This is a genomic window from Prescottella agglutinans (assembly GCF_004011865.1).
Lineage (GTDB): Bacteria > Actinomycetota > Actinomycetes > Mycobacteriales > Mycobacteriaceae > Prescottella > Prescottella agglutinans.
Genome location: NZ_RKLP01000004.1, coordinates 1 through 21,532 on the forward strand (window position 1 = coordinate 1; position 21,532 = coordinate 21,532).

21 protein-coding genes, 6 tRNA genes and 1 pseudogene are annotated in these 21,532 nt (G+C 68.2%); 16 read left to right on the plus strand and 12 right to left on the minus strand.

Annotated features, from left to right (window positions below):
• The 8 genes and pseudogenes from EGT67_RS08890 to EGT67_RS08925 all read right to left on the minus strand — a co-directional run.
• Positions 1–166: pseudogene (locus EGT67_RS08890) on the minus strand (pyridoxal 5'-phosphate synthase lyase subunit PdxS); the annotation flags it as partial.
• Positions 167–315: 149 nt separating this feature from the next.
• A complete protein-coding gene (locus EGT67_RS08895; protein ID WP_127915724.1) occupies positions 316–1,332 on the minus strand; it encodes an NUDIX hydrolase in 1,017 nt (338 codons plus the stop codon).
• The gene (locus tag EGT67_RS08900; RefSeq protein ID WP_127915725.1) at positions 1,329–2,456 is read right to left on the minus strand and encodes a glycosyltransferase family 4 protein; all 1,128 of its coding nucleotides are present in this window, start codon (positions 2,454–2,456) and stop codon (positions 1,329–1,331) included. Before EGT67_RS08900 ends, EGT67_RS08895 begins: the two co-directional genes overlap by 4 nt.
• Positions 2,453–3,358 (minus strand): phosphatidylinositol mannoside acyltransferase, encoded by a 906-nt coding sequence (locus EGT67_RS08905; RefSeq protein WP_127915726.1) that lies wholly within the window; start codon positions 3,356–3,358, stop codon positions 2,453–2,455. Before EGT67_RS08905 ends, EGT67_RS08900 begins: the two co-directional genes overlap by 4 nt.
• Positions 3,355–4,038 (minus strand): phosphatidylinositol phosphate synthase, encoded by a 684-nt coding sequence (pgsA, locus tag EGT67_RS08910; protein WP_127915727.1) that lies wholly within the window; start codon positions 4,036–4,038, stop codon positions 3,355–3,357. Before pgsA ends, EGT67_RS08905 begins: the two co-directional genes overlap by 4 nt.
• 94 nt (positions 4,039–4,132) lie before the next feature.
• Complete coding sequence (locus EGT67_RS08915; protein ID WP_127915728.1) at positions 4,133–4,693, minus strand: ATP adenylyltransferase; 561 nt, start codon at positions 4,691–4,693, stop codon at positions 4,133–4,135.
• Positions 4,690–6,741 carry a threonine--tRNA ligase gene (gene thrS, locus EGT67_RS08920; RefSeq protein ID WP_127915729.1) on the minus strand — a complete coding sequence of 684 codons (2,052 nt, stop codon included), beginning with the start codon at positions 6,739–6,741 and terminating at the stop codon, positions 4,690–4,692. Before thrS ends, EGT67_RS08915 begins: the two co-directional genes overlap by 4 nt.
• A gap of 110 nt (positions 6,742–6,851) precedes the next feature.
• Complete coding sequence (locus tag EGT67_RS08925; protein WP_421958109.1) at positions 6,852–7,316, minus strand: TIGR02611 family protein; 465 nt, start codon at positions 7,314–7,316, stop codon at positions 6,852–6,854.
• A gap of 635 nt (positions 7,317–7,951) precedes the next feature.
• Between EGT67_RS08925 and EGT67_RS08930 the strand changes: the two genes are divergently transcribed.
• From EGT67_RS08930 to EGT67_RS08965, 9 genes are all read left to right on the plus strand, one after another.
• Positions 7,952–9,106 carry a tyrosine-type recombinase/integrase gene (locus EGT67_RS08930; protein ID WP_127915730.1) on the plus strand — a complete coding sequence of 385 codons (1,155 nt, stop codon included), beginning with the start codon at positions 7,952–7,954 and terminating at the stop codon, positions 9,104–9,106.
• 194 nt (positions 9,107–9,300) lie between these two features.
• Positions 9,301–9,522 (plus strand): helix-turn-helix domain-containing protein, encoded by a 222-nt coding sequence (locus tag EGT67_RS08935; protein ID WP_127915731.1) that lies wholly within the window; start codon positions 9,301–9,303, stop codon positions 9,520–9,522.
• A 100-nt stretch (positions 9,523–9,622) separates the two neighbouring features.
• Positions 9,623–9,769: a hypothetical protein gene (locus EGT67_RS25040; protein ID WP_164877509.1), complete on the plus strand. Its 147-nt coding sequence runs from the start codon at positions 9,623–9,625 to the stop codon at positions 9,767–9,769.
• On the plus strand, positions 9,766–11,571 hold the full coding sequence (locus tag EGT67_RS08940; RefSeq protein ID WP_127915732.1) for an AAA family ATPase: 1,806 nt from the start codon (positions 9,766–9,768) through the stop codon (positions 11,569–11,571). The genes EGT67_RS25040 and EGT67_RS08940 overlap by 4 nt, the downstream gene beginning before the upstream one ends.
• Positions 11,572–12,024: 453 nt before the next feature.
• Positions 12,025–12,333 (plus strand): hypothetical protein, encoded by a 309-nt coding sequence (locus tag EGT67_RS08945; protein WP_127915733.1) that lies wholly within the window; start codon positions 12,025–12,027, stop codon positions 12,331–12,333.
• A gap of 45 nt (positions 12,334–12,378) precedes the next feature.
• Entirely contained in the window at positions 12,379–12,888 is a 510-nt protein-coding gene (locus EGT67_RS08950) for a hypothetical protein (protein ID WP_127915734.1), read from the plus strand.
• Positions 12,885–13,550, plus strand: a complete 666-nt coding sequence (locus EGT67_RS08955) for a hypothetical protein (RefSeq protein WP_127915735.1) — start codon at positions 12,885–12,887, stop codon at positions 13,548–13,550. Before EGT67_RS08950 ends, EGT67_RS08955 begins: the two co-directional genes overlap by 4 nt.
• Before the next feature lie 148 nt (positions 13,551–13,698).
• Positions 13,699–14,337, plus strand: coding sequence for a DUF4429 domain-containing protein (locus EGT67_RS08960; protein ID WP_127915736.1), 639 nt, complete (start codon positions 13,699–13,701; stop codon positions 14,335–14,337).
• An 86-nt stretch (positions 14,338–14,423) separates the two neighbouring features.
• Entirely contained in the window at positions 14,424–14,918 is a 495-nt protein-coding gene (locus EGT67_RS08965) for a hypothetical protein (RefSeq protein ID WP_127915737.1), read from the plus strand.
• A gap of 151 nt (positions 14,919–15,069) precedes the next feature.
• On the opposite strand, the gene EGT67_RS08970 is transcribed toward EGT67_RS08965, so the two are convergent.
• Positions 15,070–15,705, minus strand: a complete 636-nt coding sequence (locus tag EGT67_RS08970) for a hypothetical protein (protein WP_164877510.1) — start codon at positions 15,703–15,705, stop codon at positions 15,070–15,072.
• A gap of 179 nt (positions 15,706–15,884) precedes the next feature.
• A tRNA-Val gene (locus EGT67_RS08975) sits at positions 15,885–15,956 on the minus strand.
• A 584-nt stretch (positions 15,957–16,540) separates the two neighbouring features.
• On the opposite strand from EGT67_RS08975, the gene EGT67_RS08980 reads away from it, so the two are divergent.
• The 5 genes from EGT67_RS08980 (at position 16,541) to EGT67_RS09000 (ending at position 17,044) form a co-directional block, all read left to right on the plus strand.
• Positions 16,541–16,613 (plus strand) — tRNA-Gly (locus EGT67_RS08980).
• Positions 16,614–16,638: 25 nt separating this feature from the next.
• Positions 16,639–16,709: transfer RNA gene (locus EGT67_RS08985), tRNA-Cys, on the plus strand.
• Position 16,710: 1 nt separating this feature from the next.
• A tRNA-Val gene (locus tag EGT67_RS08990) sits at positions 16,711–16,785 on the plus strand.
• A 44-nt stretch (positions 16,786–16,829) separates the two neighbouring features.
• A tRNA-Gly gene (locus EGT67_RS08995) sits at positions 16,830–16,905 on the plus strand.
• A gap of 64 nt (positions 16,906–16,969) precedes the next feature.
• Positions 16,970–17,044 (plus strand) — tRNA-Val (locus EGT67_RS09000).
• Between the two features lie 191 nt (positions 17,045–17,235).
• Here EGT67_RS09000 and EGT67_RS09005 read toward each other — a convergent pair.
• On the minus strand, positions 17,236–18,621 hold the full coding sequence (locus tag EGT67_RS09005) for a GH1 family beta-glucosidase (RefSeq protein ID WP_127915739.1): 1,386 nt from the start codon (positions 18,619–18,621) through the stop codon (positions 17,236–17,238).
• A 40-nt stretch (positions 18,622–18,661) separates the two neighbouring features.
• Between EGT67_RS09005 and EGT67_RS09010 the strand changes: the two genes are divergently transcribed.
• Together EGT67_RS09010 and EGT67_RS09015 are read left to right on the plus strand one after the other, a co-directional pair.
• Positions 18,662–19,882: an MFS transporter gene (locus EGT67_RS09010; RefSeq protein WP_127915740.1), complete on the plus strand. Its 1,221-nt coding sequence runs from the start codon at positions 18,662–18,664 to the stop codon at positions 19,880–19,882.
• 63 nt (positions 19,883–19,945) lie between these two features.
• Positions 19,946–20,476 (plus strand): GNAT family N-acetyltransferase, encoded by a 531-nt coding sequence (locus EGT67_RS09015; protein ID WP_127915741.1) that lies wholly within the window; start codon positions 19,946–19,948, stop codon positions 20,474–20,476.
• Positions 20,477–20,503: 27 nt separating this feature from the next.
• Here the strand turns inward: EGT67_RS09015 and zapE are convergent, their stop codons facing one another.
• Positions 20,504–21,517, minus strand: a complete 1,014-nt coding sequence (gene zapE / locus EGT67_RS09020; RefSeq protein WP_127915742.1) for a cell division protein ZapE — start codon at positions 21,515–21,517, stop codon at positions 20,504–20,506.
• Positions 21,518–21,532: the final 15 nt, after the last annotated feature.

Below are 21,532 nucleotides of genomic sequence, written 5' to 3' on the forward strand. Positions count from 1 at the left end.
CCGGGACCCGCTCGAGGGCCATGACCGCGACGGCGCCGGCGTCCTCGGCGATCTTCGCCTGCTCGGCGGTGACCACGTCCATGATGACGCCGCCCTTGAGCATCTCGGCCATGCCCCGCTTCACGCGTGCAGTGCCGGTAGTGGGGGTGGTGTCGGGGGTGCTCACAGCAAACTCCTGGGTTCTCGCCGGCTTCGGATGATTATCTGGCGCACGCGAGCCTGACGGCACCGCAGCGCATTGGCAATTCTAGGACGACGCCGCAGCAGGCCCGATATCCAGTGCCCGATAGCTGGCCTGCTGTGGCAACCGTCATATCAACGGATCGCCCGGACCTCGGGTTCGTCCACCCGCACCACCGCCAGGTTCGCCTCCTCGAGGAGATCGGGCAGATCCTGCGGGTAGACCGCCTCGCCCGACTGCTGGATCGCGCGGATGTCCGACGCGGCGCACCAGCGGTGCTCGGTGATGACGCGCTGTTCGAATTCGGTGAAACCGCCGCCGTGCGGGACGAACTCGTCGGTACGGACCGCGAAGAACAACTCCTCGGACCGGATGAGCTCACCGGCGAACGGGAAGATCGCGACCCTGCGCCACAACGGGCCGCGCAACGCCTCGGGAGAAACCGTTCTTCCGGTCTCCTCCCGTACCTCACGCACCGCCGCGGCCCGGAGCGTCTCCCCCGTCTCGACGGCGCCACCGATCGTGAACCAGAACGTCGTCTCGGGCGTCGCCGGGTCGTGTCCCCGCATCAGCAGGACGCGGCCGCGCTCGTCGAGAATCACGACCCGCGCGGACGTCCGTACCTCGTCGAGTTGCAGCCCGGACGGCTCGGTCCGCTCCGCGATCTCGAAGTACGTCGGCAGCGGTGCGGTCCCGCCGAGGTGCAGCCACCGGACCGGGCGACGGGTTCGCAGCGCCAGCGTGTCGCGCACGGCATCGTTGTGGAAGCGCCGAGCGATCAGCACCCGGGCCTCGGCGTCGGCCAGTTCGGCCACCAACTGCGGTGGAAGCGTGTGGGTGTCGAGTGTCGTCAACGCACCCGACAGCGCGTTCTCCGCCGTCTCCCGATGCGCGCGGTCGGCCCGCTCGGCCTGGCCCGCGAGGACCGACAGCCGCTTGCTCTCCACCGACGTGGACGCCATCGCCGCCGCGATCGCCCGGACCACGACGGCGCGGCGCGCGAGCGCGGCGTCGAGTGCCTGCCACGACAGGTCGGAGCGCACGTGCAACCGGTCGAGCCGGTTCGCGGTGCCGTACGCCCAGGCCCCGATCGCCGCGATCACAGCCGCGACCAACGCGACGATCAGGATCGTCATTGCGGAGAAGGTCACGAACGCACCTCACGCACACCGGTGGAACCGACCGTAACGGTTTCGTAGACCCGCAAGATCTGCTCGGCGACGACCGGCCAGTCGTACTCGGCCACCACGGCACTCGCGACGTCGGTCAGCGCCCGGCGCCGGTCCTCGTCACCGAGCACCGCGTCGATCGCCTTCGCGAGGCCCGCCGAGTCACCGATCGGCACGAGCAGTCCCGCGGTGCCGTCGCGCAGGACCCGCCGGAAGGCGTCCAGCTCGCTGGCCACGACGGGCGCACCTGCCGCCATCGCCTCGACGAGCACGATGCCGAAACTCTCACCACCCAGGTTGGGCGCGCAGTACACATCGACGCTGCGCAGTGCGGACGCCTTCTCCTCGTCGCTCACCTGACCGAGAAGCCGCAGGTGGCGGGCGTGGCGCCCGGCCTCCTTGAGTAGCTTCTCCTCGTCTCCGCGACCCACCACCAGGATCTCGAGGTCCGGGTACTTCTCCACCAGCGCCGGCAGGGCGCCCAGCAGCACCGCCATGCCCTTCCGAGGCTCGTCGTAGCGCCCGAGGAACAACACCGTCTTGCCGGGGCGCGGATAGCCGGGCAGCGGCTCGGCCGTCGCGAACGCGGAAACGTCGACGCCGTTGGGGATCTCCACCGCGTCCGAGCCGAGCGACTCGACCTGCCAGCGCCGCGCCAACTCGGACACCGCGATCCGCCCGCTGATCTTCTCCAGATACGGCTGCAACACACCCTGGAAGGTGCTCAGTACCAACGATTTCGTCGTGGACGTGTGGAACGTTGCGACGATCGGCCCCTCGGCGATCTTCATGGCCAGCATCGACAGGCTCGGCGCGTTGGGCTCGTGGATGTGCAGGACGTCGAAGTCGTTCTCGGCGATCCAGCGCCGGGTCCGGGCGTACGAGACCGGGCCGAACGTCAGCCGCGCCACCGAACCGTTGTAGGGAATGGCGACGGCCCGACCGGCCGACACCACGAAGTCCGGCAGCTCGGTACCGTCCGACGCCGGCGCGAGAACGCTGACCTTGTGCCCCCGCTCGATGAAGACCTGTGCCAGCTCGACGACGTGCGCCTGCACGCCGCCCGGCACGTCGAAGGAGTACGGGCAGACCATGCCGATCTTCATCGCGACTCCATGCGCGCGCGACGGGCCTCGGACAGGTCGTCGAGCCACAGCGGCTGGAGCATGTGCCAGTCCGCGGGGTGGGCGGCGATGTTGGCCGCGAAGCGATCGGCCAGTGCCTGGGTGGCGCCGTCGACGCCGACCGCGACGTCGATCGGCGCGTCGATCGAGAATCCCCACCCGCCGTCGGTGAACCAGCAGTGGACGGGCAGAAGGGCGGCGCCGGTCTCGATCGCGAGTTTCGCTGGGCCGGCGGGCATCCGGGTGGGTTCGCCGAAGAACGTGACCGGCACGCCCTTGGCCGCCAGGTCACGCTCGCCGAGCAGGCACACGACCTTGTTCGCGCGCAGGCGCTTCGCCAGTTCCCCGAACGGCGGCACCTCGCCGCCGCTGAGGGGGAAGATCTCGAATCCGAGGCTCTCCCGGTAGGCGACGAACCGGCGGTACAGCGACTCGGGCTTCAGTCGTTCGGCGACGGTGGACAGTCCGCCCCACGTCCGCGTGCACCACACCCCCGCCATGTCCCAGTTGCCGCTGTGCGGCAACGCCAGGATCGCGCCCTTACCCTCGCCCATCGCCTTGTCGAGGTGTTCGGTTCCGGTCACCGTGCGGTCGACCTTCGCCTGGGTCTCCGCCAGGTCCATCGACGGCAGGCGGAAGGCCTCGCGCCAGTACCGGGCGTAGGAACGCAGCGAGTCCCGCACGAGGTCGTCGGGCACCTGTTCGGGCGGCACCCCGAGCACGCGAGCGAGGTTGCGGCGCAACTGCTGTGGGCCGCCACCACGCCGCGCCGCGAAGTCCGCGCCCGCATCGAAGATCGCGGTCGCCACCCGGTCCGGCAGCGCCCGCACGACGCGCCATCCGGTGGCGTACCCGAGGTCGGTCACCCGCTCCGAGATGTTCACGACGTCTCCCCCGCACCGTGGTTCTCCGTGGCGCGCGGCGCGATCGGCAGGAGGTCACGCGCGCCGGCCGAGTTGCGGACGGCGAGCACCCGCTGGAACACCGTGATGATGCTCGCGACCGCGAGGATCCACATGGCGACGTACACCGCCCAGTGCAGCCACCCGATGTCGAAATGCCCTGCGATACCGGTGAGCCCGGCGCCCACGAGCACGATGATCAATCGATCCGGACGCTCGATGAGGCCGCCGTCCGCGGACAGGCCGCTGGCCTCCGCACGAGCCTTGGCGTACGAGATCACCTGCGAGGTAACGAGACAGATCAGCGTCGCGACCAGCAGGCTCTTGCTGTTCTCGTGGTAGACGGCCCACCATGCGAGCCCCGCGAAGATCGCGCCGTCGGCGAGCCGATCGCACGTGGCGTCGAGCACCGCGCCGTACCGTGTGCCGCCCCCACGGGCCCGCGCCATCGCGCCGTCGAGCATGTCGAACATGACGAAGAACCAGATCAGCATGGTTCCCCAGAACAGATGCCCGGACGGGAAGAGCGTCAACGCACCCGCGATGCTCGCGACGGTGCCGATGATCGTGACCGCGTCCGGAGTCAGCCCCGTCTTGACCAAGGCGCGGCCCATCGGGGCCGTCACCTTGGACACCGAGGCGCGTCCGAAGAAACTCAGCATCCTGCTCCCCCCTCCCGCATCCGGTCGTGGTGCCGGGTCCTCTCGGACCCGGATACCGATCCTGCCATGGTGTGCCCCCGCCGACGTCGGCGAATCACTCGTTCCAGGCCCCCGCAAGCAGGGCCCGCGTCTCCCGGAGCAGCTGCGGCATCACCTTCGCTCCGCCGAGGATGGTGATGAAGTTCGCGTCACCGCCCCAGCGCGGAACGATGTGCTGATGCAGGTGCTCGGCCAGCGACCCGCCGGCCGCCGCCCCGAGGTTGAGCCCGACGTTGAACCCGTCCGGGCGGGAGACCCGCTTGATGACGCGGATCGCCTGCTGGGTGAACGCCATCAGCTCGGAACTCTCCTCCGGCGTCAGGTCCTCGAGCGCCGCGACGCGGCGGTACGGCACCACCATCAGATGACCCGGGTTGTACGGGTACAGGTTGAGCACCGCGTACACCGACTCGCCGCGTGCGACGATCAGCCCCTCCTCGTCGCTCATCTTCGGGATCTCGCTGAACGGACCCTCGCTCGAGCTCGACGTCTTGGGCGCCTCCGCGATGTACGACATCCGGTGCGGGGACCACAGCCGCTGCAGCCGGTCCGGATCACCCGGCCCGGTGTCCACGAGGGCGCCGTTGTCGTTGCTGCCGTTCACCTGATCGGTCACTGGGCACCGCCGAGTAGTTCGGCCGTGGGCGAGGCGTTGTCGCGCCGCGCGATCCACGACCCGATCGCCTCCACTGCGTCCTTCACGGGCACGCCGTTGATCTGGGTGCCGTCACGGAACCGGAAGCTCACCGCGCCCGCCTCGACGTCCCGCTCGCCCGCGAGGAGCATGAACGGCACCTTCTGCGTGGTGTGGTTCCGGATCTTCTTCTGCATGCGGTCGTCGCTGACGTCCACGTCGGCCCGCACGCCGATCGCCTTGAGCTGCTTGACGACGTCGAACAGGTGATCCTCGAACGCCTCGGCGACCGGGATGCCCACGACCTGGACGGGCGCCAGCCACGCCGGGAACGCGCCCGCGTAGTGCTCGGTGAGGACACCGAAGAACCGCTCGATCGAGCCGAACAGCGCGCGGTGGATCATCACCGGACGCTGCTTGGTGCCGTCGCTGCCGGTGTACTCGAGGTCGAAACGCTCGGGCAGGTTGAAGTCGAGCTGGATCGTCGACATCTGCCAGCTGCGGCCGAGCGCGTCCTGCACCTGCACCGAGATCTTGGGTCCGTAGAACGCGGCTCCGCCCGGATCCGGCACCAGGTTCAGCCCGGACGCCGCACCGACCTCGGCTAGCGTGTTGGTCGCCTCCTCCCAGAGCGCGTCGTCGCCCACGAACTTGTCGGGGTTCTTCGTCGACAGCTCGAGGTAGAAGTCGTCGAGGCCGTAGTCCTTGAGCAGGCCCAGCACGAACTGCAGCGTGGTGGTCAGCTCGTCGCGCATCTGCTCCTTGGTGCAGTAGATGTGCGCGTCGTCCTGCGTCATGCCGCGGACACGGGTCAGACCGTGCACGACGCCGGACTTCTCGTAGCGGTAGACCGAGCCGAACTCGAACAGCCGCAGCGGCAGCTCACGGTAGGAACGACCGCGCGACCCGAAGACCAGGTTGTGCATCGGGCAGTTCATCGGCTTGAGGTAGTAGTCCTGGCCCGGCTTGCGGACGGTGCCGTCCTCGTTCAGCTCCTCGTCGATGTGCATCGCCGGGAACATGCCGTCCTTGTACCAGTCGAGGTGACCGGAGACCTCGTACAGATGGCCCTTGGTGATGTGCGGCGAGTAGACGAACTCGTAGCCCTCCTCGACGTGCCGCTTGCGCGAGTAGTTCTCCATCTCCTGGCGGATGATGCCGCCCTTCGGGTGGAACACCGGCAGGCCCGAGCCGAGCTCGTCGGGGAACGAGAACAGGTCCAGTTCGGCGCCGAGCTTGCGGTGGTCGCGACGCTCGGCCTCAGCCAGCAGCTCGAGGTGCTTGTCGAGCGCCTCGGTCGACTCCCAGGCGGTGCCGTAGATGCGCTGCAGGTCCTCGCGGCTCTGGTCGCCGCGCCAGTAGGCGGCCGAGCTGCGCGTGATCTTGAACGCCGGGATGTACTTGGTGGTCGGAATGTGCGGACCCCGGCACAGGTCCTTCCAGATCACCTCGCCGGTGCGCGGGTTGAGGTTGTCGTAGATCGTCAGCTCACCGCCGCCGACCTCCATCACCTCGGGGTCGTCGATGCCGGACTTGTCGTCGATCAGCTCCAACTTGAACGGCTCGTTCGCCAGTTCGGTTCGAGCGTCGTCGAGGTCCTCGACGACACGACGCGAGAAGCGCTGCGCGTCCTTGACGATCTTCTTCATCCGCTTCTCGAGCTTCGCCAGATCCTCCGGGGTGAACGGGCGTTCCACCTGGAAGTCGTAGTAGAAGCCGTCCTTGATCGGCGGACCGATGCCGAGCTTCGCCTCGGGAAACTCCTGCTGGACGGCCTGCGCCAGGACGTGCGCGGCCGAGTGCCGGATCACGCTGCGGCCGTCCTCGGTGTCGGCGCCGACGGCCTCGACCTCGACGTCGACGTCCGGGGTCCAGGACAGGTCCCTCAGCTGGCCTTCCGCGTCACGGACGACGACGACGGCGTCGGGACCCTTGCCCGGCAGCCCCGCCTCGCGCACGGCCGTGCCCGCAGTAGTCCCGGCGGGCACTTGGACGCGTGCGGCTGGGGTAACGGATGCGGGCGTGGTCACGGCGATGCGCTCCTAGGTATGAGGGTGTGCCCCCGGATGAGGGGCGATCCCATGTTATCGGCACCGCGTCGCCATCAGTGGAGCCGTCCCGCCGTCGCGTCGGCCCGCAGCTACAGGGGGCTCTCCAGCCACGGCTGCTCGAGTCCCACCCACGTCCCGATCAGACCGAAGGTGCCGAGCACCCAGAGCGTCAGCACGACGACCACGGAGGTCAACAACACTCCGGCTCCCTTGACGACGCCGGACTGCCGGGAGAACCACACCATGAACCGGTCGTATCTCGCGCGCGCGAAGTGGAGCAGTCGATGTGCCCACGCGAACTCGGACGCCAGGATTCCCAGACCGGCGAACACGATCAACCAGCCGGGGCCCGGATAGGGAATGGTCACGATCCCGACGGCGAGGACGACGGCACCGATGATCCCGACACCGATTCGGTAGACGAGGTTCAACGAGGTGTTTCCGGCAATCCTCCGTCGCCAGCGGAGCCATCGGTTCTCGACTTCCTCGATCGGGTGGAAGCCGTCCTGGTGCGCCACCGCCGACCCGTCGGCGCCGACCGCACGACCACTCACCCTCCGGTCACCCACAATCTGCACCTGCTGTCGTGTCGACGTTCGTGTCGGTCCGCCGCCGACGATTCCCAGCGTACCGGCGTTCGCCGGCCTGCAACCGGACTCGCGACCTGCCCCGATGCCACTCGGGACGACGTCGTTCGGACGACTCGGGCACCAGGGCACGCGGTACCGCGACAGGGACGCCGGACACTCTCGCCCCTGGGGGTTCAGACGCAGGCGCCGGGCGCGAAGTCCGCACTCGAGTCGAACGCCCAGAAGACCACGGCACTGATCGACGCGTTGAAGGGCCGGGGAACCAACTGCGCGCGCAGGGCGCGGGCCCACGCCGTGCAGCAGCCGCAGGATCAGGCGAAACAGATCGCCGAGGCGGCCGGTGTGGAGCTCGGAGAACAGAGAAGGCCCCGTCCGATTTCTCGGACGGGGCCTTCTCGTGCGTGGTCCCGGCTGGGATCGAACCAGTCGTGAGCAATCCGAGTTCGAGCCTCCAACCTGCTCGGCGAGTGGCCGAAATCCCCGGTGAACGGGGATTATCGAGCATTCAATCGGTTCGATGTGTTCGATGTGTTGGGTACTGTGTTGCACGTAAGTTGCACGCAAGTTGCACGACGCGGCTCGACGACAGGACCCGAGACATGGCACGCACGCCGCAGCGCACACGACGATCGTTCGGACAGCTCCGCCAGCTCCCCTCGGGCCGCTGGCAGGCGAAGTACACCGGCCCCGACCTGGTGGTGCATCGGGCGCCGACGACGTTCGACGCCAAGGACTACGCCGAGGGCTGGCTGGCCGAGCAGCGTAAACAGATCGACCTCGGGACGTGGACCCCGCCGCGGGAGGCCGCGCAGCAGCGGGCCGAGCGGCTGCGGACGTTCGCCGAGTACGCCGAGCCGTGGCTAGAGCACCGACCGATCCGGCCGCGCACCCGCGAGAGCTACCGCTACCTGCTCGACACGCTGATCCTGCCCGTACTCGGCGACCGCGTCCTGAGTCAGATCACCGCCGCCGACGTCCGCGAATGGCACCACGGCCTCGGGACGCAGTACGCGACCCGCAACGCACGCGCCTACGGCGTGCTGACGGCCGTGTTCAACAGTGCCGTGGACGACGAGCTGATCGACCGCTCCCCCGCGCGGATCAAGGGTGCCGGACAGGTGAAGCACCGCCGCGAGATCGACGTCCTGTCCCCCGCCGAGCTGGCCGCGCTCGCCGACGCGATGCCCGACGAGCTGCGCCTGAGCATCCTGCTCGCCGCGTGGTGCGGGCTGCGCCGCGGCGAGACGTTCGAGCTGCGCCGTAAGGACCTGAGCGCCGACCGCTCGGTGCTGAGCATCACGCGCGGCGTGACCTACCGGGACCGGCAGTTCATCGTCGGCCCGCCAAAGACCAAGGAGTCGATCCGCAAGGTGACGATTCCGCCGCACCTGCACGCCGAGATCGAGCGCCACCTGGCCGAGCACGTCGGACCGGGCCGCGATGCCCTGCTGTTCCCTGACCCGGCCGGCGGTCACATGCGGGAGTGGACCTACCGCAAGCGGTTCGACGCCGCGACGGCCGAGATCGGCCGCGACGACCTGCACCTGCACGACCTGCGCCACTTCGGCGGCGTCATGGCCGCGCACGCCGGCGCCACGACCAAGGAGGTGATGGACCGCCTCGGGCACGTCACGTCCTCGGCCGCGATGCGCTACCAGCACACCGCCTCGGGCCGCGCCGAGTTGGTCGCCGACCGCCTGTCGGCACTAGCCGCCGGACAGTCCGAGCCGCGACACCTGCGCGCGGTGCAGTAGCACCAGACCCGAACTCGACGGCCGCCGGACACCAACCTGGCGGCCGTCGCCGTTCCCGCCACAACCCCCGACGATCGGGCAAAGTCGTTGTGTTTCAACGTGTTAGCACTTCTGGACAGCTGCACCCCCGTTCTCTACAGTCGCGGGCAGAACAGGCCGAACACGACGAACAACGAGCACCGCAGGAGGTACAGATGGCCGCGAAGGACTCGGCGCTGACCACGGCCCCGACCTATGTCTCGATGGCCGAGGCGGCCCGGATGATCGGGGTCAGCCGCGTCACGATCCACAAGCGCGTCCGGGATGGCGAACTGCCCGCTTTCCGCGTCGGCACCGGCCGCGGCGCTGCGGTGCGGATCAAGGTCTCCGATCTGGAGGCCCTGCTGCACCCGATCGCCGCGGGCACCGCCGACTGACACAGCCACCGACGGCAAAGACGACGCGGCACTGAGGCCGCGCGTATCGGGATCGAGCCCGCACACGACGTTTCGACGACGAGAGCGGGCGATACCCGAAATGACGACTGAGAACCGGGCCGCTCCCGGCCCGACCAAGGACACCGGGAGCGACCACCGAGGATGGGACGACGACAAGTCCCGCGACGCCGAGCCTAGCGCCGTCGCTGCGGCTGCGGCAGCCCCCGCCGAGGCGGTGACCGCGTGACCACCGACCCGTTCGGCCTCCCGGACGACGAGCTGTCCGCCGGCAGCGCTCCGAGCCGCGCCGATACGTCCCGGGACGACGCCCCCGCCGCGTGGCTCCACGGCGAGCACGTCGCGCACCTGGCCGATCTGGACCCCGACGCCGAGCTGCGCCAGGTGCTCGATACCGAGACCGCCAAGGCGGTCCGCGGATTCTGCCGCCGGTACGACCTCGACCCGCCGGAGACGCTGCGCGACTGCGCGGTGCTCCCGGCCGGGATCATCGAACATCTGATCGACGTCCCGACGCGGCAGGAGGTCGCCGAGGACGCCGCCAACCACGGCGAGGACGACCCGCACGACGTCGCGACCAGCCTGGTCGCCGAGCACGCAGCTCGACGACGTGAGCATGCCCGCGAGCGTGACGACCGCAAGACTGCTGAGAAGCAGCTGCGCCAGCACGCCACGCCGATCGACCCGGCCGCGCGGTTCACTGCCGCGATCCTCGAGCAGTACGCACGGGACGAGCCGGCCGCGGCCGAGTGGGTGCAGCGGGCCGTCGAGCAGATGAGCCACGAGAACAACATGGCTCGGCTACCGGGACCGGGCCGCGACCGCAAGGCGCCGACGCTCGGGTACACCGCGATCGAGTTGGTGCAGCGGTTCGGGGTGACGCCGGAGCAGGTCGCCGCGCTACCGCCCGCGACGCCGGCGGACCTGGCCGAGGCGGTCCGCCGCTACGGCACCGAACGCCGCGCCGAGCAGAACGCCGAGCAGCGCGGCGCCAAGCTGATCGAGGCCGAGCAGGCCGCGGCCGAGATCGAGCTGCCCGAACGGATCAACCTGGCCGAGTTCGTCCCGCCGGACGACCCGTGGCTGATCGACGAGCTGATGCGCCGCGAGTCCACCCTCGGGTTGTTCGCGCAGTTCAAGGCGGGCAAGACGACCGCCGTCCGCGAGATCGTCCGGTCGCTGCTCGACGGCGACAAGGTGTTCGGCCGGTTCCCGGTCAACGTGCCGCCGGGCACCGAGGTCGCGCTGTTCGACTCCGAGATGCCGCTCGACAACCTCAAGGAGGAGTACGAGAGGGCGGGCACGATCGGGCTCGACCGGCTCAACCTGCGCTCGATCAGGGGCGTCGAACGCAGCTTCGACGTCCGGGTGCCCGCGGTGCGGGAGCGGTGGGCGCAGCAGATCGCACCGGGGTCGGTCATCGTGTTCGACTGCCTGTACTCGGTCCTCGCCGCGCTCGGGATCAACGAGAACGACGACACGGTGGCCGCGCTGCTGCTCGGGCTGCGTGCACTGGCGACCGAGTGCCGGGCGCTCGGGACGATCGTGGTGCACCACCTCGGTAAGGACGACGAGCGCGGCGCACGCGGCCACAGCTCGATCGAAGGCTTCGCCGACGTGCTGTGCCGTATCCGCCTCGACGGCCCGCTCGGCTCGGACGCCGAACGCACCTTCACCGCCTACGGACGCGGCGTGGACGTCGAGCAGGGAGTGCTCGTGCTCGGCGACGATCACCGCCTGACGCTCGAGAGTCGGGCCGCGATGAAGGCCGAGAAGTCCGCCGCCCGCCGCACGTCTCGGGACACCGACGACGACGTGGCGGTGCTGGACCTGATTCGCCGCCACAGCGGTCTGACCGTGCGCGGCCTGATCGCCCGCAAGCCGGCGGGCATGTCCGATGCCAGGGTGCGCGCGGCCGTGCCCCGTCTGGAGGCGCAGCGGCTCGCCGAGAACCGCGGTGCCGGGTCCAAGCACGCCTGGCACGTGACCGACGAATCCGTGGACCGAGACCCCTTCTCGGCACCGCTCTGAGAGGGGTTCACAGGTGCCCGCCGAGCAGCGAGTGTGTCAAAACATAGTTGACACGCTATATATGCAGGTCGCAGCGTTTCTGCTGTTTCGGTCGAACCGAGTGTGTCAGCGCGTGTCAGAGCGTGTCGATTCTTCCCTGACACAGTCCCACCGCAGTTCACAGCATGTTTTCGACGCAGCGTGTCAGAGCGTGTCAACTTTTTACCTCCACTCGTGCGAACGAGCGTGTCAGTGTGTCAAACCCCCTATGGGGGTTGACGCATTGACACACGACGGGGCCGTGACACACATCGGCCGATCCGGGACCGAGCTGCGACTGCTGAACCGGCCGTGGCTGCGTGCCCGGCTGCGCCCGAAATAGGACCCGCTCAGCCCGTCTCCCGACGGCCTTACGGGAGACCGAGCCGCGCCCAACCGACCGAGATCGACGACGACGAACCGAGAGGCCCCACGATGACCAGTCCCACGACCGCCGACCCGTTCACTGCTCCCGGCCCGCTTGCGAAGCGGTACCGGATGCACGGATGCCACCGACTGCACCCGACCTACCGCTCGTGGGCGGTGTGCGCATGGCCGAGCGCCGCGTGGATCGCCGGAGAAGGCGGCTACGCCGTCGTGGCGCGGTGTCGCCGCGGTGCGCTGACGGTCACCCTGCACGCCGCCCTGACGGCCGCACAGGCCGCGTTCGACCGTGTCGGGCGTACGGGCTGCGGCGGCGTCTGCTGCGGCCGGCACGACCTGATCCAGATCGTCCACCCGTAACTCAACACACGAGCACTCAACAATCACCGACCCGAGGAGGTCACCATGCCCCGACCTGGACCCGCCGCCACGGCACAGCCCGACGACAGACTGCGACAGCAGCGATGCCTCGAGCTGCGATTGCAGGGCAAGACGTTGCAGGAGATCGCCGACGCCGAGGGATACAACGACCGGAGCGGTCCGCACCGTGCGATCCAGAGCCTGCTCGGCCGCGTCGAGACCGAAAAGGTGTCCGACTACCGCGAACTCGAATCCGCCCGTCTGGACGCACTCCAGGCCGCGCACTGGCCCGCCGCGATCAGCGGCGACGTCAAGGCCGCCGACTTCGTCCTGCGCGTCTCGGCGCGGCGGTCGAAGCTGCTCGGCCTCGACGTGCCCGAGAAGGTGATCGTCGCCGAGGCAAGCGCGATGTCCGATGAGGAGTACGCCGCCACCTTGGTCGGTCTCATGCGTGAGATCGGGGTGCAGCCGCCGGCCGAGTGGGACCGCTCCCACGACATCGACGCCGACGACTGGTGCAACATCGGCACCGAGACCGAGAGGACCGGGCAGTGATCACGACCGAACCGCAGCTGCGCCCGCACGACGTCCGGCAGCTGAGCCTGCCCGACCTCGACACGTTCTCGGTCGTCGATCGACTGGCCGCGATCCTCGGCGACGCCGACGAGAGCACGCGGGCGATCCTGTCCGACCTCGGCCACCTGTCCGTCCACGACGAGCGAGACGGCGCCGCGGCTGCGACCGCCCTCGGATCGCTGCTCGACTTGCTGCACGACCTGGAGGTCACCGCCCGCCGGGCACGCCGCGCGATCGACCAGGCCGAGCGACGCCGGCAGGCGTTCCACGCGGGCATCGAACGCCGCGACACCGAGGCCGAGCAGGCCGCCGCCGAGGCCGAGCAGCGTCGCCGGGAGGAGGCCGCGCAGCGGCAGCAGCTCGACGACCGGATCGCACGGGTGAAGCTGTGCGCGCAGCAGCACGGCCTGATCCTGGAGAAGGTGCCGAGCTACGACGCAATCGGCCCGCAGCTGTGGCGGCTGACGACCGACAACAAGGGCAACCGGTTCCTGCCGGGACCGTTCGACGACGCCGCGTGGCAGCAGGTCGAGACCATCCTGCGCGGCGCGCAGCCGACCCACGTCGTGCCCGGTGGTAGCGGCACCATCGGCCGGATCGAGAAGTGGCTCGAATACCATTGCCCGCCGTTCAAGCCCTGACGGAAGGTAACTTCCCTGGCGGATCGACACGAGCGGGATACCGCGGCCCTTACTGCCGCGGTGTCCCGCGTCCACCAGGGAGGGATCAGATTTGAGCGCATACGAGGGTTTCGGTTGCACGGCGACACTCGATGTCGAGGAGGGCACCGTGACGCTGGTGCACGCAGGTGTCACCGCGCCCAAACACAAGAAGGCAAGTTCGCCGCGGGTAATACCGCTCGGCGCGATCGAGGATGTCGACTACGTGCCCAAGACCCTGCTCAAGCGCGGCTACATCCGCCTACTCCTTCGAGGCCGCGCGGGCTATGACCCGATCGAGATCGAGGACGTGAACACGTTCCTGCTCAAGGGAAAGGGAGCTGATGAGTTCGTCGAGGCGGTCCGCGAGGCCGCTTCGAGCGCGTCCCCGGTCGAAGGGTTCGGTGCACCGGGCACGGATTCCGCGCACGCGCTCTCGGTGCGTGAACGGATGCAGGCGGCGAACGACCGGCTCGGCGAACTCGTCGAAGCCAATGACCGCGAGCGCGAGCTGTCGAAGACCCACAACTTCGCGTCGTTCGGTGTCCGAGAGAACGGGATCTGGCATGACGGCACGCAGTATGAGCTTGCCGGCGTACACGCCCGGATCGACGAGCCAGAGCCTGGCACGGCCGTTCTCGCCGTGCTGTTCCCGAACGGTGCTGTCCTGACGTACCCACTCAAGCCGAAGCAGGTCGAAGACGCCTCGCGTTTCGCCGAGCTGGTGAACGAACTCGCGCTGTCCCGAGAGCAGGCCGGCGCGCAATAGCAGCAAGGACGGGAGACCGAAAGGGTCGGGGATACAACCCGACCCTTTCGCATTCTTCAAGACATACCGTGTGGTTTCATGCCGAAATGTCCATCAAGTCCAAATCCTCAGTAATCGCGACCGCCGCAGTCGCCCTTGCACTGCTCGCGGGATGCTCCAGCAGCACGACCGAGGCGGCGTCCGACCCGACCACGACCACCGCAGCCGCCGCGACCTGCACAGCCACGCCGATCACCGATGAGGCGCTACAGAGCGCGGTCGCCGGGGCTGCTCTGCCCGAGGGCGTCGTTATCGTCTCGGGCGTCAACCAGAAGAACATCGAGCACCCCGGCACGCAGGACATCATCGTGCGCGTGTGTAAGCCCGGCCTGACCGGTAACGCGCTCAAGGACGTCGCCACCGAACTGGCACGCTCGATCAAGGCGTCGCCGCTCCAGGTGCAAACGATGCGGGTCACGAACACCGCCGAGGAGTCCTCGCCCGAGGGCAAGGTGCGCTGCGAGGACTTCCCTGCGCGTACGTTCAGCGCCGAAGCCGACCCCGGAGCTGTCCGGACGTCGTGGAAGTACCCGAGCCAGTAACCTCAACCACAACGGGCGGCACCGCGGTTATCCGCGTGCCGCCCGTTCGCGTTGCGCGATGTCGCCGGCGCTGTACCGATCACAGCCCGCCGTTCACGCCCTGACCACCGACCACACGGCGACGGCCGAGCATCCCGCTCGGCCGTCGTCGTCAGTTCGCGTACCAGTCCTCGGTGCCGTCCCAGGTAGGGAAGTGGCGTCGATCCATGTCGTCGGTCTCGACGCGCTTCCACCGGCCGAGTGGCTTCGGGACGCCACCGCCCCAGAAGGCGAACCTGGTCTGACGCTGCCACCCCTTGCGAAGCTGCGCGAAGCGGTACCAGCGCCAAACCTGAACTTCGTTCCGGCCGAGGTTTGATCGGACGAACTCACTCCGCACGTGATCTTTGTTCGTGGTGCCGGCGACCGAAGTCTCGTTGTAACCGAGCCCGAACCAGACCTGCTCGGCCTCGTCGTCGTAAATCTCGATCTCGCAGCTCAGTCGTCCGCTCGTGTTGTCGAACCGGTCAAGATTCTGCCTCTGGTCCTTCCACTTGAGTTCGACAAGGTCGTCTACCCAGAGGTAGGTCCGAACGTCGTAGCGCATGCCGGGGCCGGTTGCGGCTACTGACGGCGTGAACTTGCGCCGGGGTCGGTCTTGGTTCTCGATCGTGACGGTGCTGGACCGACCGGCTTGGAACATCAGCCCCAGGATGCTTGCGGATCGGCTCTGGCGGTGCTCCCAGATATCTCGGAACAAGGCGATCAGCGCGACGACAAGGGCTGCGAGCGCGACGACGAGCGACACGACCGCCACACCGTTCGTTGTCCCCAACACCTCGACGATCCACGACCCAAGACCCACGCTGCCCCCACCTCCGTCCGAAACGCAGAAATCGCCCCTCAACGAGGGGCGACTTTGCACGCTATTTGCACGAACCCGTGCAACAAGTCCAGGAAACCTACCCTGACCTGCATTTTCTTCTGTGGTCCCGGCTGGGATCGAACCAGCGACCTCCCCGGTGTGAACGGGACGCTCTTCCACTGAGCCACGGGACCGAACCGCGCTAACCACTCGCGGTCGAACGAGACGAAACACTAACACGCACTTGCGCCGAACACGAATCCCCTGGTTGTCATTCGTTTCGCAGGGACTCGGACCCGATCCCCGAGGGCGCGCACGGCAGTACGGCGGACGCTCCCCCACAACGCGTCCCCACTCGTCCACGCGCAAGAAGCGTCCCGAACCGAGCGCTCACGAATCGAGCGTCGGGGGGCCCGCGGCCGAACCACACTGCCGAGCGTGAGTACGGGCGATCCCGTAAGAGGCGGTCGCGGACGTCTCCACCACCGTCGCCGGCGTCTCGGATCCACGACGTTCGCGAGCACCGACGCCTGTGGGCACCTGGGAGCGCATCGAATCCTTCCGCTCGTGTTCATCGAGAGGCGAGGCCGACGCCGCCGAAACGACAGGTTTCGGCCCGACAGGTCGGTTATCGCAAGCAGTTGCCCCGAAATCAGCCTGGATACACCCGTCGGAGATCTTGGTTTTCGGCTCTGACCTGGCGATTTGTGCCTTTCTCAAATGGTCCGCTAATGTTCTCACCGCACCGGGGAAGCGGAAACGCCCCGCCGGAGCAAATGCGGATGTAGCGCAGCTGGTAGCGCATCACCTTGCCAAGGTGAGGGTCGCGGGTTCGAATCCCGTCATCCGCTCGAGAGGTTGGACTCGACCTTTTATGGTGGAGTGGCCGAGTGGTGAGGCAACGGCCTGCAAAGCCGTGCACACGGGTTCGATTCCCGTCTCCACCTCGCGCGATTAGCTCAGCGGGAGAGCGCTTCCCTGACACGGAAGAGGTCACTGGTTCAATCCCAGTATCGCGCACCAAGTTTCGAGGCAGTATGCTGCTGAAGAACTTGAGTGTTACACATGCGGATGTAGCGCAGCTGGTAGCGCATCACCTTGCCAAGGTGAGGGTCGCGGGTTCGAATCCCGTCATCCGCTCCACGATCGGCCCCTGTGGCCGGTCAGGAAACCCCGAGGACACTCGGGGTTTCCGATCTGAAGGCCCGCGCGATTAGCTCAGCGGGAGAGCGCTTCCCTGACACGGAAGAGGTCACTGGTTCAATCCCAGTATCGCGCACCACCGAGAAGAGGCACCTCCACACGGAGGTGCCTCTTCTCGTATTTCACGGCCGGTTCGTCCCGTCCGCTCGATTCGAACATGAGGGAATCCTCAGGTATCGTCGTTCCTGCCATCCCCCCGATGGTGTCGAGCCCCAGCCATGACCCCCCATCCACGGCTGGGGCTCCTTAATTTCCGCGGGTCCCGCGTCCTCAGTTCCGCTTTCGGGCGGCAAGCAATTCCTGGAACCAGAGGTACGAGTCCTTCGGCGTTCGCGCGAGGGTGTCGTAGTCCACATGGACGAGGCCGAAACGCTCCCGGTATCCGGCCGCCCACTCGAAGTTGTCGAGGATCGACCACACGAAGTAGCCCCGGACGTCGACGCCGGCATCCATCGCCGCTCGAACCGCGGCAAGGTGGTCGGCGTGGTACGCGATGCGACTCTCGTCACGAACGCGCCCCGAGGTGTCCGGGTCCGGGTCGTGGAACGAGCACCCGCTCTCGGTGATGTAGACCGGCGGCAATGCCGCGCCGAACCGGTCACGGAAGATAGTGAGGATCTCGCGCAGCCCGTCGGGGACGATCGGCCAGCCGAAGTCCGTCATCGGATACCCCTCCAGCGGGACCGGCGCGAACGGCATCCCCGGCGGCAGGTCGACCTCGAGGACACCGGCCGTCCCCTCCCCCTCCCGGGGCGCGGCGATGATGGTGGGCTCGTAGTAGTTGATCCCGAACCAGTCCAGAGGCTGCGTGATCACCCGCAGGTCGTCGTCGACCGGGCCGGTCAGCAGCGCCGCGAGCTCGTCGGCCGGGTACTTGCCGAGCAGGACGGGGTCCGCGAACGTCCAGTTCACGATGTGGTCGTAGATGTCCGCGGCCTCCACGTCCGCGTCGGCCTCAGTGGCGGCGTGCACCGGCGCGTGATTCGACGCGATGCCGATGTTGCCGCAGCCGGCGGACCGGAGCGCCTGCACGGACAGCCCGTGTCCGAGCAACTGGTGGTGCGCCGCCTGCAGCGCACCGAATCCGAGGGACAACCCGGGCGCGTGAACACCCAGGGCATGGCCGTAGAGCGTGTGGACGACGGGTTCGTTGAGCGGCATCCACATGCCGACCCTGTCGCCGAGCCGCTCCCCCACGATCGCGGCGTACTCCGCCAGGCGATACGACGTCTCCCTGTTCAGCCAGCCGCCCTCGTCCTGGAGCGTCTGCGGCAGGTCCCAGTGGAACAGGGTGACCGCCGGCGAGATGCCGGCGGAACACAGTTCGTCGATCAGCCGGTCGTAGAAGTCGAGGCCGGCGGCGTTGACGGCGCCCTTGCCGTCGGGCTGGATCCGGGGCCACGCCACCGAGAGCCGGTAGGAGTCGATGCCGAGGTCGCGCATCAGCGCGACGTCCTCGCGATAGCGGTGGTAGTGGTCGATCGCGACGTCGCCGGTCTCCCCACCGACGACCTTCCCGGGAACGGAACAGAATTCGTCCCAGATGGAACGGCCCCTGCCGTCCTCGGTCACCGCCCCCTCCACCTGGTACGCCGCTGCCGCGACACCGAAAAGGAAATCGTCAGGAAACTCTGGAATCGATCGCTGTACCGCCATGATGAGCAGTGAAGCAGAGAACGCCACGAAACGGAGCAGAATGTTGGACACTCGTCCAGTGATTCGAAACACGAAAACCCTTAGCGGGGCACGAGTCTCGGCCGCGGTCGCCTTCGGGCTCCAGGGATTCATGCTCGCAGCTCTGCTCACTCAGCTTCCGCAGTTCAAGGACGACCTCGGTTTCAGCGACAGCCTGGTGGTCGGCGCCGTCGTCGGGGTGTCCGTCGTGGCCGGCGTGGGCAGCGTGCTCGCGGAGCAACTCGCGAAGGCCACCTCGAGCCGAACGACCCTGCGCACCGGCCTTTTCGTCATCGCCGTAGCCGCGCTCGTGATCGCCCTCGCGTCGTCGACGGGCGCCTTCCTCGCCGCCTTCGCCTTCTACGGAATCGGGCTCGGCATGGTCGATGCGGCCGCCAACATGCAGGCGGTGTCGATCCAGCACGCGTACGGGCGGGTGATCCTGTCGTCGTTCCACGCGGCCTGGAGTGTCGGCGCGATCATCGGCGCGTTGTTCGTGTCCGCGTGTTCGGGTCTGAACCTGTCCGTCGAGACATGCGTGCTGATCGCGGCGGTGGTCGTCGCGGTGGGCTGCACGGCGATCGGGCCGCGCCTGCTGCGCACCGGCCACCAGCAGGCGGCCGAGACCTCGGCCACCCCGCTCGCGGTCCCGCTGTGGCCGTTCCTGGCGCTCGGTGCCGCGATGGTGCTGTTCTATGCGATCGATTTCGGGATCGGCAACTGGTCGGCGATGTATCTCAAGGAGGTGTTGCTGTCCGACGCGAGCACCGCCGCCCTCGCGATGGCCGCCTACCAGATCACCGCTCTGATCTCCCGTCTCACCGGGGACTACTGGGTGCGCCGGTTCGGCGAGATCACCGTGGTCCGCGCGGGCGCGGCGATCAGCGTCGTCGGACTGCTGGTGGTCGTGCTGGCGCAGACACCGGCCGTCGCCATCGCCGGGTTCTTCGTGGTGGGCCTCGGCGCGCCGGTCGTCGCGCCGATGTGTTTCAGCGCGGCCGGGCGACTGGCGCCGCCGGACCAGACCGACGCCGTCATCGCGCGGATCAACCTCTTCAACTACGCCGGAACCGTGATCGGCGGTGCGGTGATCGGCGGCATCGCGTGGGCCACCGATCTGCGGATCGGGTTCATCGCACCCCTGGTGTTCGCGGTGGGATTGTTCCTGCTCGCGCCCGCTTTCGCGCCGCGTCGCGTGTCGTCCGACAGCACCCCGACCGCGTCGGCGCCCACCGCCTCCTGATCGCGTCCGTCCCGGACAGTGGTGTACTTACCGGGACGGACACGACCTACGCGAGGTGAAGCTGTGACCATTTCCGTGGACCGCGCCGGACTGTGGGACGCCGAGGCGCTCGCCGACGTCGCGGCGGTGACCTTCCCGCTCGCGTGCCCGCCGCACGCGACCAAGGAGGACATCGCGGCCTTCATCGACGAGGTGCTCTCCGCGGAACGGTTCAGCGAGTACCTCACGGATCCGACGCGGACGGTCCTCAAGGCCACCCTGGGCGGCGAGATCGTCGGCTACGTGATGCTGGTCGACGGCGCGCCCGAGGACGACGAGGTCCGGTCCGCGGTCTCGCTGCACCCGACCACGGAGATCAGCAAGCTCTACGTGCTGCCGGATCGACACGGCTCGGGGGTGTCGGCGGCACTGATGGCCGCCGCCGTCGATCACGCCCGCAATGCGAACTGCGCGGGCGTGTGGCTCGGCGTGAACCAGTTGAACGAACGTGCGCAGCGGTTCTACGTCAAGAACGGCTTCGAGAAGGTCGGCACGAAGACCTTCCGGGTGGGCGGCCAGACCCACCACGACTTCGTGATGCAGCGCAGCGTCTGACCTGCCGCGCTGCATCACGGACGTGTGTCAGGCAGCGACCTCGAAGCGCGACAGTGCGAGCAGGCGGGACGTGGCGCGCAGGTACTTCTTGCGGTAGCCGCCGGCCACCATCTCGGGGGTGAAGATCTCGTCGAGCTTCGCGCCCGACACGGTCACCGGGATGCTGGCGTCGTACAGGCGGTCGGCCAGGACCACCAGGCGCAGGGCGACGGACTGGTCCGCGGCCGGGTGGACGCCCTTGATGAACACGGCGGGCACGCCCTCGACGAGCTTGCCGTAGCGGGAGGGGTGCAGCGTGCTCAGGTGCGCGCACAGCTCGTCGAAGTCGTCGAGCGTGGCGCCCTCGATCGCGTCGGCGCGCTCGAGCAGGTCGGCGTCGTCGGTCGGCTCGGGGGCGGGCGGCAGGTCGCGGTGACGGTAGTCGGGGCCGTCGACGCGGATGGTCTCGAAGATCGAGCCGAGCTTCTTGATCTCGCGCAGGAAGTCCTGCGCGGCGAAGCGGCCCTCGCCGAGCTGGCCGGGCAGGGTGTTCGACGTCGCGACGATCGACACCCCACGCGCCGACAGCTCGGTCAGCAGGCGGGACACCAGCATGGTGTCGCCCGGATCGTCGAGCTCGAACTCGTCGATGCACAGCACGCTGTGCGACGACAGCTCCTCGACCGCGCGGTTGAAGCCGAGCGCGCCGACGACGTGCGTCAGCTCGACGAACGTGCCGAACGCCTTGGGCGACGGGGAGCTGTGGAAGATCGAGGCGAGCAGGTGGGTCTTGCCGACACCGAATCCGCCGTCGAGGTACAGGCCGGCGCCCGTGGAGGGCGCCTTCTTGCCGAACAGGCCGCGGCGGCCACCGCCACGGATCTTGGCGACCTTCTGGGAGAACTCCTCGGCCTTGCGCACAGCGGCGGCCTGGCTGGGTTCCTTGGGGTCGGGAATGTAGGACGCGAAGCTGACCTCGTCGAACATCGCCGGGGGCACCATTTGAGCAATCAATTGATCGGCCGGCACCACCGGGTTGCGATCGACAAGACGTGCATGCATGCACTGAGCGTATCG

Bases quoted from the DNA above. Each gene is read 5' to 3' on its own strand.
- EGT67_RS09010 (WP_127915740.1), top strand. From the start codon at position 18,662: ATGTTGGACACTCGTCCAGTGATTCGAAACACGAAAACCCTTAGCGGG.
- EGT67_RS09005 (WP_127915739.1), bottom strand. From the start codon at position 18,621: ATGGCGGTACAGCGATCGATTCCAGAGTTTCCTGACGATTTCCTTTTC.
- EGT67_RS08965 (WP_127915737.1), top strand. From the start codon at position 14,424: ATGTCCATCAAGTCCAAATCCTCAGTAATCGCGACCGCCGCAGTCGCC.
- EGT67_RS08945 (WP_127915733.1), top strand. From the start codon at position 12,025: ATGACCAGTCCCACGACCGCCGACCCGTTCACTGCTCCCGGCCCGCTT.
- EGT67_RS08930 (WP_127915730.1), top strand. From the start codon at position 7,952: ATGGCACGCACGCCGCAGCGCACACGACGATCGTTCGGACAGCTCCGC.
- EGT67_RS08900 (WP_127915725.1), bottom strand. From the start codon at position 2,456: ATGAAGATCGGCATGGTCTGCCCGTACTCCTTCGACGTGCCGGGCGGC.
- zapE (WP_127915742.1), bottom strand. From the start codon at position 21,517: ATGCATGCACGTCTTGTCGATCGCAACCCGGTGGTGCCGGCCGATCAA.
- pgsA (WP_127915727.1), bottom strand. From the start codon at position 4,038: ATGCTGAGTTTCTTCGGACGCGCCTCGGTGTCCAAGGTGACGGCCCCG.
- EGT67_RS08950 (WP_127915734.1), top strand. From the start codon at position 12,379: ATGCCCCGACCTGGACCCGCCGCCACGGCACAGCCCGACGACAGACTG.
- EGT67_RS25040 (WP_164877509.1), top strand. From the start codon at position 9,623: ATGACGACTGAGAACCGGGCCGCTCCCGGCCCGACCAAGGACACCGGG.
- EGT67_RS08935 (WP_127915731.1), top strand. From the start codon at position 9,301: ATGGCCGCGAAGGACTCGGCGCTGACCACGGCCCCGACCTATGTCTCG.